This window comes from Pseudomonas sp. TE4620 (assembly GCF_056279045.1).
Genome location: NZ_JBWBQO010000001.1, coordinates 2,557,071 through 2,569,905 on the forward strand (window position 1 = coordinate 2,557,071; position 12,835 = coordinate 2,569,905).

A 12,835-nucleotide genomic window follows, 5' to 3' on the forward strand; every position below is an offset into this window, starting at 1 on the left:
GGGTTCCCCGCTCTGTTTTCTTCTGTAACCGAGGCATTTGTGTCAAAAGGCATCATTACATCGGTCACGGCCTCGTTCCTGTTTGCCGTGATGTACTACTACACCTCGCTGCTCACCCCGCTCGATGGCGAGGAGGTGTTCGGCTGGCGCATGCTCCTGACCTTGCCCTGCGTTACCCTGTTCATGCTGTTTACCCGCGACTGGCCGCTGGTCACCGGCTTGCTCGCGCGGGTTAGGCGCACGCCGCTGCTGTTGCTCGGCCTGCTGGGTACTTCATCATTGATGGGCGTGCAGCTCTGGCTGTTCCTCTGGGCGCCGTTGCACGGACGCAGCCTGGAAGTGTCGCTGGGCTACTTCCTGTTGCCGCTGACCATGGTCCTGACCGGCCGCCTGGTGTATGGCGAACAATTGTCGCGGCTGCAGAAACTCGCGGTAGCCTGTGCGATGACCGGTGTCGGCCATGAGCTCTACCAACACGGCAGCTTTGCCTGGGAGACCTTGCTGGTCGCCGCAGGCTACCCGCTGTACTTCGTGCTGCGGCGCAAATGCGCGACCGATCACCTTGGCGGTTTGTGGGCCGACATGTGCCTGCTGCTGCCGGCGGCGCTGTACTTTGTCATCCAGGGGCCGCTGTCAGCCGAGGACCTGGCCGCGCATCCGGGGCTGTACGGCCTGATCCCGCTGCTTGGGGTGATCAGCGCCCTGGCGCTGATCTGCTATGTGCTGGCCAGCCGCCTGCTGGCCTTCAGCCTGTTCGGCCTGCTCAGCTATGTCGAGCCGGTGCTGCTGGTGGCCGTGGCCCTGCTGCTGGGCGAGACCATCGGCCCCGACCAGTGGCTGACCTACCTGCCGATCTGGCTGGCGGTGCTGGTATTGATCGCCGAAGGCGTCAGGCACCTGCTGCGTCAACGGCGGCGTTCGGTGTAAGGCGCACCTGGCGCACGCGGCGCTCCTCCACCGCGACCACGGTCATTTGCCAGTTGTTCCACACCAGGCTGTCGCCGACCATCGGCAAGCGATCGAGCAGGCTCATGACCAGGCCGGCGAGGGTCTGGTAGTCCTCGGTGGGCTTGGCGGCAAAACCGGTGCGTGCCTGGATCTGGCTGAGGTTAAGGGCGCCGCTGACGACAAAGCCGTGGCCGTCCTCGACGATGCCCGGGCCTTCCACCTCACTGGCATCGGGCAGTTCACCGGCGATGGACTCAAGGATGTCGGTCATGGTCAGCACCCCGGTGAAATCACCGAACTCGTTGACCACGAAGGCAATGTGCGTCGACTGGTTGCGCATCTGCTCCAGGGCGTTGAGGATGCTGAAACTCTCCAGCAGGTTCACCGGCGCCCGGGCCAGGCTCTCGAGGTCAGGCTGATTACCGGCCAGCAGTTCCTTGAGCAGCTCCTTCTTGTGCACGAAGCCCAGCGGTTCTTCGATACGCCCGTCACGAATCAACGGCAGGCGCGAGTAGGACGAATGCATCAGTGCGGTACGAATCGCCTCGGCCGGCTGCGCCAGGTCGATGGCATCGACCTCGGCGCGCACCGTCATCACCGTCTTGATCGGCCGTTCGGCCAGGTTCAGCACGCCGCTGATCATCACCCGTTCGCGGCGGTCGAACAGCACCTGTTCTTCGCCACCTTCGACCAGGTCGGCAATCTCCTCGCCGACATCATCAGCCTCGACCCGGCGCCCGCCCAAAAGGCGCAGGACCGCGTGGGCGGTGCGCTCACGCAGCGGCCGGTGTTGCTGCAGGCTGCGCTTGCGCCGCGCCCGGGCCAGCTGGTTGAACAGCTCGATCAGAATCGAGAAGCCAATGGCCGCGTACAGGTAGCCTTTCGGAATATGAAAGCCCAGGCCCTCGGCGGTGAGGCTGAAGCCGATCATCATCAAGAAGCCCAGGCACAGCATGATCACCGTCGGGTGATTGTTGACGAAGCGGGTCAACGGCTTGCTGGCAACGATCATGATGCCGATGGAGAAGATCACCGCGATCATCATGATCGACAACTCTTCGACCATGCCCACGGCGGTGATCACCGCGTCGAGGGAGAACACTGCATCGAGCACCACGATCTGCGCGACGATCGGCCAGAACGCGGCATGGCGCACACTGCCGGTGTTCTGCGCAACGTGGCCTTCGAGGCGCTCGTGCAACTCCATGGTGGCCTTGAACAACAGGAACACACCACCGAAGAGCATGATCAGATCGCGCCCGGAGAAGCTCTTGCCGAACACCTCGAACAGCGGCGCGGTAAGGGTCACCATCCACGAGATACTGGCCAGCAGGCCCAGGCGCATGATCAGCGCCAGCGACAGGCCGATCACCCGCGCGCGGTCGCGCTGATGGGGCGGCAGTTTGTCGGCGAGGATGGCGATGAACACCAGGTTGTCGATACCCAGTACCAGTTCCAGCACAATCAGCGTGGCAAGGCCCAGCCAGGCCGTGGGGTCGGCTAGCCATTCCATGGGCGATTACTCATGTGCGAGAACGGGCGGGAAACGTCGCAAGGACGGGAGAATGGCCGGGACGGCCGGGTACTGGGAGGCTCCGAGAACGAAGTCATATCAACCTGAAATCAATTGGGGATGTGATCCTACAATTGCAGCAGGCTTTTCTCACAGCGCGAAACTATTTCAAATTCTGTACCCGCCCGTTCCCACAACTGCCTAAATCAACCCACCACCATCGATATCAATGACGCTGGCGGTCATGAAGCCGTTCTCCATGGCCAGCAGATACCCGGCCGCCACTTCATCCGCCGCCCCCACCCGTCCGACCGGCAGGCCCGCGCCGGCGCGGGCGAACATCGCCTGCCGCGACTCGCCGTCCATCCCGGCGTAGGCTTCGGTTTCGGTCAGCCCCGGGCTGACAACGTTGACCCGGCGTGGCGCCAGCTCCTTGGCCAGTTGCCTGGCCAGGGCTTCGAGCGCCGCATTGAGGGTGGTCTTGATCATCTGCCCGGCGACGAACTTGCGTGACAGCAACCCCGAGGTCAGGCTGATGCTGGCGTGCGCAGAAAGGTGCGGCAACGCCAGCTGGATCGCCTGCAAGGCGCCCCAGAACTTCACCTCGAAAGCCTCGCGCGCCAGTTGCAGGTCGCTCTGCGCCAGGGGCCTGGCCTGCACGGCGGGGCCAGCGCTGATCACCAGATGATCGACGGTGCCAACGCCGGCAAACAGCGCCTGCAGCGCCCGGATATCGGTGATATCGGCAACACATGCCTCGATCCCCTCACCCGGGCTTACCGCCTGGCGGCTGGCAACGATGACCCGTGCACCACGTGCCCTGGCCTGGCGCGCTACCGCCGCGCCGATACCGCTGGCGCCGCCGAGCACCAGCACGGTCTGGTGCAACAAGGATTGATGAGCGCTGTACATGATGATCACTGCCTGTGCTTGAAAGTGATTACATCTTGCTCTGCGAGCAATCAGGGAAAAACCAGGCTGTACGCCAAGCACCTGTAACCATTGCTTGAAGATATCCAGGGTAATTTTCTTCAATACCCGGCCATTCGCCACGCCTTAGGCTGTGTCGGTCTTCCACTGCTGGATACCCCTCATGAGCCTGATGTTATCAATGGCCGCCTTCGCCCTGGCCGCCTCAATCTCCCCCGGCCCGGTCAATATCGTCGCCCTGAGCGCCGGCGCCCGCCACGGCTTTCGCGCCAGCTTGCGGCATGTCAGCGGCGCAACCCTCGGCTTTGTCCTGCTGCTGGTGCTGATCGGCCTTGGCTTGCACGAGTTGTTGCGCCATTGGCCGGCCATGACTCAAGTGTTGCACTGGGCCGGCGTGGTGTTCTTGCTGTACATGGCCTGGAAACTGGCCAGCGACAACGGCGAACTGGGCGCTGGCGGCGCTACGGGCGCGCCCTCGGTGCTCGCCGGCGCCACCCTGCAATGGCTCAACCCCAAGGCCTGGCTGGCCTGCGTGGCCGGCATCGGCGCCTATGTCGGCGAGGGCGATAGCCGCCGGTTGTGGCAGTTCAGCGCGATCTACCTGGTAATCTGTTTTCTGTCGATTGCCAGCTGGGCCTGGGCCGGCAGTGCAATCAGCCACTCCCTGAGCAATGCCCAGCGTATGCGCCGGTTCAACCGCTGCCTGGCGCTGCTGTTGCTGGCCAGCGCGCTGTACCTGCTAGTGGGCTGAACGATAGTGCCCAGGCGTCGCCGCCAGGTGGCGCTTGAAGGCTCGCTGCAAGTGCGCCTGGTCGGCAAAACCTGCCTCCAGTGCCACCTCGGCAATCAACCGCCCGCGGCGCAACTGGGCACGGGCATACTGCACCCGTTGATCGAGCAGGTAGCCATGGGGCGTCAAGCCGAACTGCTGCTTGAACGCACGGATCAGGTAGGACGCGGACAAGCCGGCAGCGCGGCTGATGTCTTCAAGGCGCAAAGGCTCGGTGCAGTGCGCGCGGATGAATTCGGCTGCGGCCAGCAGGCGCGGGTCGCCCTGGCCCAGCGCGCTTGCGCTTTCGCCCAGGCGCAGGCTCAGTGCGCTGCAAAACACTCGCAGTGCCGCCTCTTTGCCAACTGGCGGCTGCTGCTCATCCAGCAGCACGGCAAACAGCTGCAGCAAATCATCGAACAGCCCCGCCTCGGTGCTGCTGACAGCCGCCAGCGGCGAGAAACCCAGGCCCTGCAACCAGGCCCAGTCGATGAACAGCATCAGGTAGGACCAGGGCTCGCCCGCGATAGGGTTGCAGGTGTGCACCACTCCGGGGTTCATCAGCACCACGGTGCCGGCAGCCACTTGCTGCTGGCGATCGCCACTGATGTAGGTGCTGCGCCCTGCGGTAATCGCACCAATCGAGAAACTCTCGTGCGAATGCGCCGCGTAACAGACCTTGCGACCATCGGCGACGCTGCGCACTTCAACGAAGGGCAGCGCCGGGTCACGCCAGAATCGCGAATTTGCGTGCATAGGCTTCAGCCCTCGGCGTCGTGCACCACCACCAGCAACTGGGCCTGCACCGGCCCCAACGAACGCAGGCGGTGCGGGGTCTGGGCGTTGAAATACAGGGCATCGCCACGCTCGAGGATCAACCGCTCGTTCATGAAGTCGACCTCGACCTGGCCTTCATGGACGAACAGAAACTCCTCGCCAAGGTGCTCCTTGAACGAGGCATCGCTGAACTCCGGCGGCGGGCTGATGATGAACGGCAGCAGGCTGCGGCTGCCGATCTGCTTGGCCAGCACCGAATAACCCGGCCCCTGCCCCGACACCGCCTGGCGTTCATGGCTGCGCACCAGGCTGTAACGGGCCTGGCCTGGCTGGTCTTCGGCAAACAGCTCCTCGACATTGACGTTCAAGGCACGCGCCAGCTTCAACGCTGCAGCGATGGAGGGCGTATTCAAGCCGCGCTCGACCTTGGACAGGTAACTCTTGGTCATGCCAGCCGTTTCAGCCAGCGCCTCCAGGGTAATACCCAGTTTTTTTCTCAACAGTTTCAATCGGATAGACATGTGACGCGATTTTCCCAATGCCATGGGCAAGTATTTTCTTGCTAATGACACCTTGTGTCATATAGCCTTGATTGTGTCATGCAGTTGACCACCCCGTCACCTTCCAAGCAACCGGGGTGGGCCAGCCGTGACACTCCATCACGCCACCGAGGATAGCCCCATGGCCAAGACAATGGCACTCCCCAAGGACCAACTGATCCAGCAGGCCCTTAAGCAGATGCAAGGCTCGCTTGCCGATAATACGTGGACTGTGCGCGAAAAGCTGGCACTGACCTGCCGGATTCTGTTCGACAACGGCCACGACTCCGGCCTGGCCGGGCAGATCAGCGCCCGCGGCCCGCAGCCAGGCACCTTCTACACCCAGCAACTGGGCCTGGGTTTCGACGAAATCACGGCCAGCAACCTGTTGCTGGTCAACGAAGACCTGGACGTGCTCGAAGGCCAGGGCATGCCCAACCCGGCCAACCGCTTCCACAGCTGGGTCTATCGTGCCCGCCCGGATGTGCACTGCATCATCCACACCCACCCGACCCACGTCGCCGCCCTGTCGATGCTGGAAGTGCCACTTGAGGTCTCGCACATGGACCTCTGCCCGCTGTACGACGATTGCGCGTTCCTCGAGGCCTGGCCCGGCGTGCCGGTGGGCAACGAAGAAGGCGAGATCATCAGCGCCGCCCTGGGCGACAAGCGCGCCATCCTGCTGTCGCACCACGGCCAGTTGTCGACCGGTGCCAGCATCGAGGAAGCCTGCGTGATCGCCCAGTTGATCGAGCGCGCCGCCAAGCTGCAACTGCTGGCCATGGCCGCCGGCAGCATCAAACCGATTGCCCCGCAACTGGGCCGCGAAGCCCATGACTGGATCTCCCGGCCCAAGCGCCACAGCGCCGCCTTCAACTACTATGCGCGCCAATGCCTGCAGGTACATGGCGACTGCCTGAACTGAACCAAGCCTGTCACTGACCTTGCGGAGTAAATTTCATGTCCAAGACTTTTCACGGCATCATCGGCTACACCATCACCCCGTTCAGCGCCGACGGCGAACAGCTTGACCTCGAGGCCCTGGGCCGCTCGATCGAGCGCCTGATCGAGGGTGGCGTTCACGCCATTGCGCCACTGGGCAGCACCGGCGAAGGCGCCTACCTGAGCGATCTGGAATGGCAGCAGGTAGCCGCCTTCAGCCTGCGCCAGATCGCAGGGAGAGTACCGACCATCGTCAGCGTCTCCGACCTGACCACCGCCGGTGCCATTCGCCGCGCGCGCTTTGCCCAGGAACACGGCGCCGATGCGGTGATGGTGCTGCCGGCCGCCTACTGGAAGCTCACCGAGGAGGAGATACTCGAGCACTACCGGGCCATCGGCGCCAGCATCGAACTGCCGATCATGCTCTACAACAACCCGGCCACCAGCGGTACCGACATGTCGGTGGAGCTGATCCTGCGCATCGTGCGCGAGGTCGAAAACGTCACCATGGTCAAGGAGAGCACCGGCGACATCCAGCGCATGCACAAGCTGCAGCTACTGGGTGAAGGCAAGGTGCCGTTCTACAACGGCTGCAACCCGCTGGCCCTGGAAGCCTTCGTGGCCGGTGCCAGCGGCTGGTGCACCGCCGCTGCGAACCTGATCCCGGCCCTCAACCAGCAGCTTTACCAGGCCGTCCAGGCCAACGACCTGGGCACAGCCAAGGCGGTGTTCTACCGTCAATTGCCGCTGCTGGAGTTCATCCTCAAAGGTGGCCTGCCGGCAACCATCAAGGCCGGTCTGGGCATGACCGGTTTGCCGGTGGGTGAGCCGCGGCGGCCGGTATTTGCCCTCGACAACGCAGGTCAGGCGCACTTGCAACAACTGCTCAAACAAATGCTGTAGGACGACCGTAACAACCCGGCACTGCAACAGTGCCGGGGACCGGTGCAGAGTCACCCAGCAGTTCCGGAGAAGTCCGACACTGCTTGAAGAAAGCCCATCTGGGGCTGGTGTCCTGCCGTTTCTATCATCGGCTGCTCTAACCCATGACAGGACAGTCACCATGAGCACCCGACGTTTTTCAGGCTTTACGCTGGGCGTACTCGCCTCGGCCGTATTGATTGCCAGCACGGCATTCGCCGCCCCGCTAACTCGCGACAATGGCGCCCCGGTGGGCGACAACCAGAACTCGCAGACCGCTGGCAGTACCGGCCCCACCCTGCTGCAGGACGTGCAGTTGATCCAGAAGCTGCAGCGTTTTGATCGCGAGCGGGTGCCTGAGCGTGTGGTGCATGCCCGCGGTACCGGTGCCCATGGCGAGTTCACCGCCAGCGCCGATATTTCCGCACTGACCCAGGCCAAGGTATTCACCCCGGGGGAGCGAACCCCGGTGTTCGTGCGCTTCTCCTCGGTGGTGCACGGCCTTCATTCCCCGGAAACCCTGCGCGACCCGCGCGGCTTTGCCACACGTTTCTACACCACTGATGGCAACTGGGACCTGGTCGGCAATAACTTCCCGACCTTCTTCATTCGTGATGCCATCAAGTTCCCGGACATGGTTCACGCCTTCAAGCCCGACCCGCGCACCAACCTTGGCAACGACGCGCGCCGCTTCGACCTGCTCTCGCACATGCCCGAAGCCACCCGCACCCTGACGTTGCTCTACTCCAACGAAGGCACGCCGCTGAGCTACCGGCACATGGATGGCAACAGCGTGCATGCCTACAAGTTCGTCAACCGCGATGGCGAAATCACCTACGTGAAGTTTCGCTGGAAAACCCTACAAGGTCAGAAAAACCTGAGCCCTGGCGAAGTGGCCAAGATTCAGGGGCATGACTTCAGCCACATGACCAACGACCTGGTCAATTCGATCAATCGTGGTGATCATCCGAAGTGGGACCTGTATATCCAGACGCTCAAGCCCGAGCAGCTCGCCGGTTTTGACTTCGACCCACTGGACCCGACCAAGATCTGGCCAGATGTGCCTGAACAAAAAGTCGGGCAGATGGTACTCAACCGCAATGTCGGCAACTTCTTCCAGGAAACCGAGCAGGTGGCCCTGGCGCCCTCCAACCTGGTGCCGGGCATCGAGCCTTCGGAAGACCGCCTGCTGCAAGGCCGGCTGTTCTCCTATGCCGACACCCAGATGTACCGGGTCGGCGCCAATGCCGCCGGTTTGCCAATCAATCAGCCCAGGGTCAGGATCAATAACGCCAATCAGGATGGTGCCCTTAACAGCGCGCGTAGTGTCAGCGGGGTCAACTACGAGCCCAGCCGCCTGATGCCACGCCCCCCGACTGAGTCGGCACGTTACAGCCAGCAACCCTTGAGCGGCAGCACCCAGCAGCAAGGCATCGAGCGTCAGCAGAACTTCAAACAGGCCGGCGAGCTGTTCCGCTCCTATAGCGCCAACGACCGCCGCGACCTGATCAATAGCTTCGGTGGCTCATTGGCCAGCAGCGACGACGAAAGCAAGCACCTCATCCTCGCGTACCTGTACAAGGCCGACCCTGCCTATGGCAAGGGCGTGGCCAAGGTTGCCGGTGGCGACCTGGTAAGGGTCAAGCAACTGGCAGCGCAGCTGCGGGACTGAGCATGCGCTGGCGGTAACTGCCGGGGCTCTCGCCGGTCCATTTCTTGAACGCCCGGTGGAACGCACTGGGCTCCTGGAAGCCGGTGTGCTCGGCGACTTCGGCAATACTCAGGTGCGTCTGGCGCAGGCACTCAAAGGCCATGGCCCGACGCACTTCATCCTTGATCTGCTGGTACGAACGGCCCTCGCGCTCCAGCTGGCGGCGAAAGCTGCTGGGGCTCAGGCCCTGGCGTTCGGCCATGGCCAGCAGGGTCGGCCACTGGCCATACCGGCGGGCACGCAGATAACGGTACACCTGAGCCACCTGGCCATTCTGGTTGCGGTAGCGAATCACCAGCCACTGCGGTGCGCTGCGCAGGAAGGTCTTCAGCGCCGCCAGGTCCTGGACCACCGGCAGGCGCAGGTAATCGGCGGCAAACTCGATCTCGGTACGGCCACCGCCCATCTGCACGTTGGCGCCCCACAGCAACGGGTCATCGTCCTGGGCCGGGCGTGTGTCGGCCAGTGCCGTTCGATCGATGACCACGCGTCGCCCGACCAGCCAGCACGCCAGGCTGATCACCAGGGCGAGAAAGGTTTCCTCGGCGTAGACCCGGGTCAGCGGATCTTCGATGCCAGTGCGCAGGCTGATCACCGCGCGCCCACCCTTGATCGTCAACTGCCCGCGGATATCGCGCAGGAACAACGCAAAGTTGTTCAGGCACTGGCGCAGCGCCCTTTCCAGGTTCGGCTCCTGGATCAGCCCGCGGCAGATCAGGGCAAAGCTGCCCAACGGCATGCCATGGCTGTCGAGGTTGAAGAATTCGTCGTCAAGGGTCTCGATCAGCAGCAACCACAGGCGTGCAAACGCAGACGCTGGCACCCGTGCGCCAGGCGCTTGGAGCACCGCCGGGTCGATTCCGGCTTCGACCAGCAGCGCCGCCGCCCGCGCCGGTTGCGCGCGCAGGGCATGGAGCATGGTATGGACGAAATAGACGGCGACTGTATCGTTTTCCCGCATGGCGGATTCCGCAAGGGTGTGGCAAAAAATACCAGTGTCACTGGACAGTTATGGCATAGGCCCGTACGCAGGCTTTGCCTAGACTCGAAGCCAACCTGAAGGTGGCTGCGGGCAGCATTCTGGCAGACGCCGGGCCTGCCCCGCCACGCTTTCGCACACTGGAGTCGATCATGAATACCCCGGACATCTATGTAGTCAGCGCTGTACGCTCGGCCATCGGCAGCTTCGGCGGCGCCCTCAAGGACCTGCCCCTGGCGGACCTGGCCAGCAGCGTGACCCGTGCCGCCATCGAACGTGCAGGCGTTGCCCCCGAGCAGATCGGCCATGTGGTCATGGGCAACGTGATTCCGACCGAGGCGCGCGACGCCTACCTGGCGCGGGTAGCGGCCATGAACGCCGGCATTCCCAAGGAAACCCCGGCATTCAACGTCAACCGCCTGTGTGGCTCGGGCCTGCAGGCCATTGTCTCGGCGGCGCAAAGCCTGCTGCTGGGCGACGCTGAAGCAGTGGTCGCCGCTGGCGCCGAATCCATGAGCCGCGGCCCTTACCTGCTCCCGCAAGCCCGCTGGGGCGCACGCATGGGTGACCTGCAGGGCATCGACTATATGCTCGGCATCCTTCACGACCCGTTCGCCGGCTTTCATATGGGTATCACTGCGGAAAACGTCGCCGAACGCAATGGCATCACCCGCCAGATGCAGGACGAACTGGCCCTGACCAGCCAGCGCCGCGCCGCCCGCGCCATCGCCGAGGGCCGCTTCGCCAGCCAGATCGTGTCGATCGAGATCCCCAGCCGCAAAGGCCCGGTGCGTTTCGAGGTGGATGAACATGTGCGCGGCGAAGTCACCGCAGAGCAACTGGCCGGCATGAAGGCGGTGTTCAAGAAGGACGGTACGGTCACCGCCGGTAATGCCAGCGGCCTGAACGACGGCGCCGGCGCCCTGGTGCTGGCCACAGGTGACTTCGTCAAGCGCCACAACCTGCAGCCGCTGGCACGCCTGGTGGCCTACGCACACGCCGGCGTCGAACCTGAGCTGATGGGCCTGGGCCCGGTACCGGCGACCCGCAAGGTGCTCGACAAGGCCGGCCTGAGCGTTGCCGACCTCGACGTGATCGAATCCAACGAAGCCTTTGCCGCCCAGGCCTGCGCGGTTGCCGGTGAACTGGGCTTCGACCCGGAAAAGGTCAACCCCAACGGCTCGGGCATCTCCCTCGGCCATCCGGTCGGCGCCACCGGGGCGATCATCGCCACCAAGGCCATTCATGAACTGCAGCGCATCCAGGGCCGCTACGCCCTGGCAACCATGTGCATCGGCGGCGGCCAGGGTATCGCCATCGTCTTCGAACGCGTCTGAGCAAGGATTTAAAAGTGAGTATTCAGAACATTGCAGTAATCGGCGCCGGCACCATGGGCAATGGCATTGCCCAGGTCTGTGCGGTTGCCGGTTACCAGGTCACCTTGATCGACGTTTCCGACGCCGCCCTGGAGCGCGGCCTGGCCACCCTGCGCAAGAACCTCGAGCGCCAGGTCAGCAAGCAGACCCTGGCCGCAGAAGATGCCGAAGCCGCCGTGGCACGCATCCGCACCAGCACCGACTACGCGCAACTGCAACAGGCCGAACTGGTGATCGAGGCGGCCACCGAGAACCTCGAGCTCAAGCTGCGCATCCTCAAGCAGATCGCCGCCAGCGTCAGCGAGCAGTGCGTGATCGCCACCAACACCTCGTCGCTGTCGATCACCCAGTTGGGCGCGGCGGTCAGCCAGCCGGAGCGCTTTGTTGGCGTGCACTTCTTCAACCCGGTGCCGATGATGGCCCTGGTCGAGATCATCCGCGGCCTGCAAACCAGTGACGCCACCTACGCCAAGGCCCTGGCCCTGACCGAAAAGGTCGGCAAGACCCCGATCAGCGCCGGCAATCGCCCGGGCTTTGTGGTCAACCGCATCCTGGTGCCGATGATCAACGAGGCGATCTTCGTGCTCCAGGAAGGTCTGGCCAGCGCCGAAGACATCGACACCGGCATGCGCCTTGGCTGCAACCAGCCGATCGGCCCGCTGGCCCTGGCCGACCTGATCGGCCTCGACACCCTGCTGGCGATCATCGAAGCCTTCCACGAAGGTTACAACGACAGCAAGTACCGCCCTGCTCCGCTGCTCAAGGAAATGGTTGCCGCCGGCTACCTGGGGCGTAAAAGCGGTCGTGGCTTTTTCACCTACTAGGGAGCCCTGCCATGGACGCCGCTTTGCGTTGTGCGAACTTTGAAGAGCGGCGTGACAAGGCCCTGGAGCTGTTCGCCGAGAAGGGTTTCGGCCAGGTCAGCATGCGCGAACTGGCCGCCCACCTGGGCCTGACCGCAGGCTCCTTGTACCACCACTTCCCGAGCAAGCAGCACTTGCTGTTCGACCTCATCGAGGAGTTGTTCGAGGAGCTGCTGGCCACCCTTAACCCGGGGCGGCGCAGCCAGCAACAGACCCTCGGCGAGGTGATTGCCGCGCACTGGAGCCTGCATACCGAGCGGCCGCTGCAGTTTCGCCTGGCCGAGCGTGACCTGTGCTGTTTGAGTGTCGAGCAGCAAGCGCGCATCGGCCAACTGCGTCAACAGTATGAAAGCGCCCTGCTGCGCCTGCTGGCGCCCAAGGCAACTCTGCACGGCAAGGCACTGCAAGCCACCGCCCATGTCATCGCCAACCTGCTCAACAGCCTGCCCGGCTGGCTGCAAGCCTCGCAACTGCCCCAGGCCCAGGGCCTGGCGCTGATGGAAAGCATGCTGCTGGGCGGAATCGAGCGGACCCTGCGCGGTGAAAGCCTGAACTCGATGGCCTGAC

At 63.6% G+C, this 12,835-nt stretch carries 13 protein-coding genes; 8 read left to right on the forward strand and 5 right to left on the reverse strand.

The window, feature by feature from the left end; genetic code table 11:
• Positions 1 to 39 precede the first annotated feature (39 nt).
• Complete coding sequence (gene rarD, locus ACZ9A3_RS11955) at positions 40 to 927, forward strand: EamA family transporter RarD (RefSeq protein WP_093381935.1); 888 nt, start codon at positions 40 to 42, stop codon at positions 925 to 927.
• Here rarD and ACZ9A3_RS11960 read toward each other — a convergent pair.
• Both ACZ9A3_RS11960 and ACZ9A3_RS11965 read right to left on the reverse strand, forming a co-directional pair.
• Positions 890 to 2,461, reverse strand: coding sequence for a TerC family protein (locus tag ACZ9A3_RS11960; RefSeq protein WP_213604223.1), 1,572 nt, complete (start codon positions 2,459 to 2,461; stop codon positions 890 to 892). The genes rarD and ACZ9A3_RS11960 overlap by 38 nt on opposite strands.
• A gap of 201 nt (positions 2,462 to 2,662) precedes the next feature.
• On the reverse strand, positions 2,663 to 3,373 hold the full coding sequence (locus tag ACZ9A3_RS11965) for an SDR family oxidoreductase (protein ID WP_476252657.1): 711 nt from the start codon (positions 3,371 to 3,373) through the stop codon (positions 2,663 to 2,665).
• A gap of 181 nt (positions 3,374 to 3,554) precedes the next feature.
• Here ACZ9A3_RS11965 and ACZ9A3_RS11970 point away from each other — a divergent pair, with 181 nt between their 5' ends.
• Complete coding sequence (locus tag ACZ9A3_RS11970) at positions 3,555 to 4,142, forward strand: LysE family translocator (protein ID WP_195884319.1); 588 nt, start codon at positions 3,555 to 3,557, stop codon at positions 4,140 to 4,142.
• On the opposite strand, the gene ACZ9A3_RS11975 is transcribed toward ACZ9A3_RS11970, so the two are convergent.
• Complete coding sequence (locus ACZ9A3_RS11975; RefSeq protein ID WP_045198078.1) at positions 4,131 to 4,916, reverse strand: AraC family transcriptional regulator; 786 nt, start codon at positions 4,914 to 4,916, stop codon at positions 4,131 to 4,133. The genes ACZ9A3_RS11970 and ACZ9A3_RS11975 overlap by 12 nt on opposite strands.
• Positions 4,917 to 4,921: 5 nt before the next feature.
• Positions 4,922 to 5,458, reverse strand: coding sequence for a helix-turn-helix domain-containing protein (locus ACZ9A3_RS11980; protein WP_476252658.1), 537 nt, complete (start codon positions 5,456 to 5,458; stop codon positions 4,922 to 4,924).
• A 160-nt stretch (positions 5,459 to 5,618) separates the two neighbouring features.
• Between ACZ9A3_RS11980 and ACZ9A3_RS11985 the strand changes: the two genes are divergently transcribed.
• The 3 genes from ACZ9A3_RS11985 (at position 5,619) to ACZ9A3_RS11995 (ending at position 9,011) form a co-directional block, all read left to right on the forward strand.
• Positions 5,619 to 6,401 carry an aldolase gene (locus ACZ9A3_RS11985; protein WP_476252659.1) on the forward strand — a complete coding sequence of 261 codons (783 nt, stop codon included), beginning with the start codon at positions 5,619 to 5,621 and terminating at the stop codon, positions 6,399 to 6,401.
• A gap of 35 nt (positions 6,402 to 6,436) precedes the next feature.
• Positions 6,437 to 7,321: a dihydrodipicolinate synthase family protein gene (locus ACZ9A3_RS11990; RefSeq protein ID WP_045198073.1), complete on the forward strand. Its 885-nt coding sequence runs from the start codon at positions 6,437 to 6,439 to the stop codon at positions 7,319 to 7,321.
• Positions 7,322 to 7,481: 160 nt separating this feature from the next.
• Entirely contained in the window at positions 7,482 to 9,011 is a 1,530-nt protein-coding gene (locus ACZ9A3_RS11995; RefSeq protein ID WP_093381921.1) for a catalase, read from the forward strand.
• Here the strand turns inward: ACZ9A3_RS11995 and ACZ9A3_RS12000 are convergent.
• Positions 8,980 to 10,011, reverse strand: a complete 1,032-nt coding sequence (locus ACZ9A3_RS12000) for an AraC family transcriptional regulator (protein WP_258593728.1) — start codon at positions 10,009 to 10,011, stop codon at positions 8,980 to 8,982. The two genes, ACZ9A3_RS11995 and ACZ9A3_RS12000, sit on opposite strands and share 32 nt — an antisense overlap.
• Positions 10,012 to 10,181: 170 nt before the next feature.
• Between ACZ9A3_RS12000 and ACZ9A3_RS12005 the strand changes: the two genes are divergently transcribed.
• From ACZ9A3_RS12005 to ACZ9A3_RS12015, 3 genes are read left to right on the forward strand one after another with little or no spacing between them, the layout of a single operon-like run.
• The gene (locus ACZ9A3_RS12005) at positions 10,182 to 11,366 is read left to right on the forward strand and encodes an acetyl-CoA C-acyltransferase family protein (protein WP_476252660.1); all 1,185 of its coding nucleotides are present in this window, start codon (positions 10,182 to 10,184) and stop codon (positions 11,364 to 11,366) included.
• A 14-nt stretch (positions 11,367 to 11,380) separates the two neighbouring features.
• Positions 11,381 to 12,229 carry a 3-hydroxybutyryl-CoA dehydrogenase gene (locus tag ACZ9A3_RS12010; RefSeq protein WP_045198065.1) on the forward strand — a complete coding sequence of 283 codons (849 nt, stop codon included), beginning with the start codon at positions 11,381 to 11,383 and terminating at the stop codon, positions 12,227 to 12,229.
• A gap of 11 nt (positions 12,230 to 12,240) precedes the next feature.
• Complete coding sequence (locus ACZ9A3_RS12015) at positions 12,241 to 12,834, forward strand: TetR/AcrR family transcriptional regulator (RefSeq protein ID WP_093381917.1); 594 nt, start codon at positions 12,241 to 12,243, stop codon at positions 12,832 to 12,834.
• Position 12,835 lies beyond the last annotated feature (1 nt).

Excerpts from the sequence above, each read along its gene's own strand:
- ACZ9A3_RS11985 (WP_476252659.1), top strand. The coding sequence starts at position 5,619 with ATGGCCAAGACAATGGCACTCCCCAAGGACCAACTGATCCAGCAGGCC.
- ACZ9A3_RS12005 (WP_476252660.1), top strand. The coding sequence starts at position 10,182 with ATGAATACCCCGGACATCTATGTAGTCAGCGCTGTACGCTCGGCCATC.
- ACZ9A3_RS11975 (WP_045198078.1), bottom strand. The coding sequence starts at position 4,916 with ATGCACGCAAATTCGCGATTCTGGCGTGACCCGGCGCTGCCCTTCGTT.
- ACZ9A3_RS11980 (WP_476252658.1), bottom strand. The coding sequence starts at position 5,458 with ATGTCTATCCGATTGAAACTGTTGAGAAAAAAACTGGGTATTACCCTG.
- ACZ9A3_RS11970 (WP_195884319.1), top strand. The coding sequence starts at position 3,555 with ATGAGCCTGATGTTATCAATGGCCGCCTTCGCCCTGGCCGCCTCAATC.
- ACZ9A3_RS11990 (WP_045198073.1), top strand. The coding sequence starts at position 6,437 with ATGTCCAAGACTTTTCACGGCATCATCGGCTACACCATCACCCCGTTC.
- ACZ9A3_RS11965 (WP_476252657.1), bottom strand. The coding sequence starts at position 3,373 with ATGTACAGCGCTCATCAATCCTTGTTGCACCAGACCGTGCTGGTGCTC.
- ACZ9A3_RS11960 (WP_213604223.1), bottom strand. The coding sequence starts at position 2,461 with ATGGAATGGCTAGCCGACCCCACGGCCTGGCTGGGCCTTGCCACGCTG.
- ACZ9A3_RS11995 (WP_093381921.1), top strand. The coding sequence starts at position 7,482 with ATGAGCACCCGACGTTTTTCAGGCTTTACGCTGGGCGTACTCGCCTCG.
- ACZ9A3_RS12000 (WP_258593728.1), bottom strand. The coding sequence starts at position 10,011 with ATGCGGGAAAACGATACAGTCGCCGTCTATTTCGTCCATACCATGCTC.
- ACZ9A3_RS12015 (WP_093381917.1), top strand. The coding sequence starts at position 12,241 with ATGGACGCCGCTTTGCGTTGTGCGAACTTTGAAGAGCGGCGTGACAAG.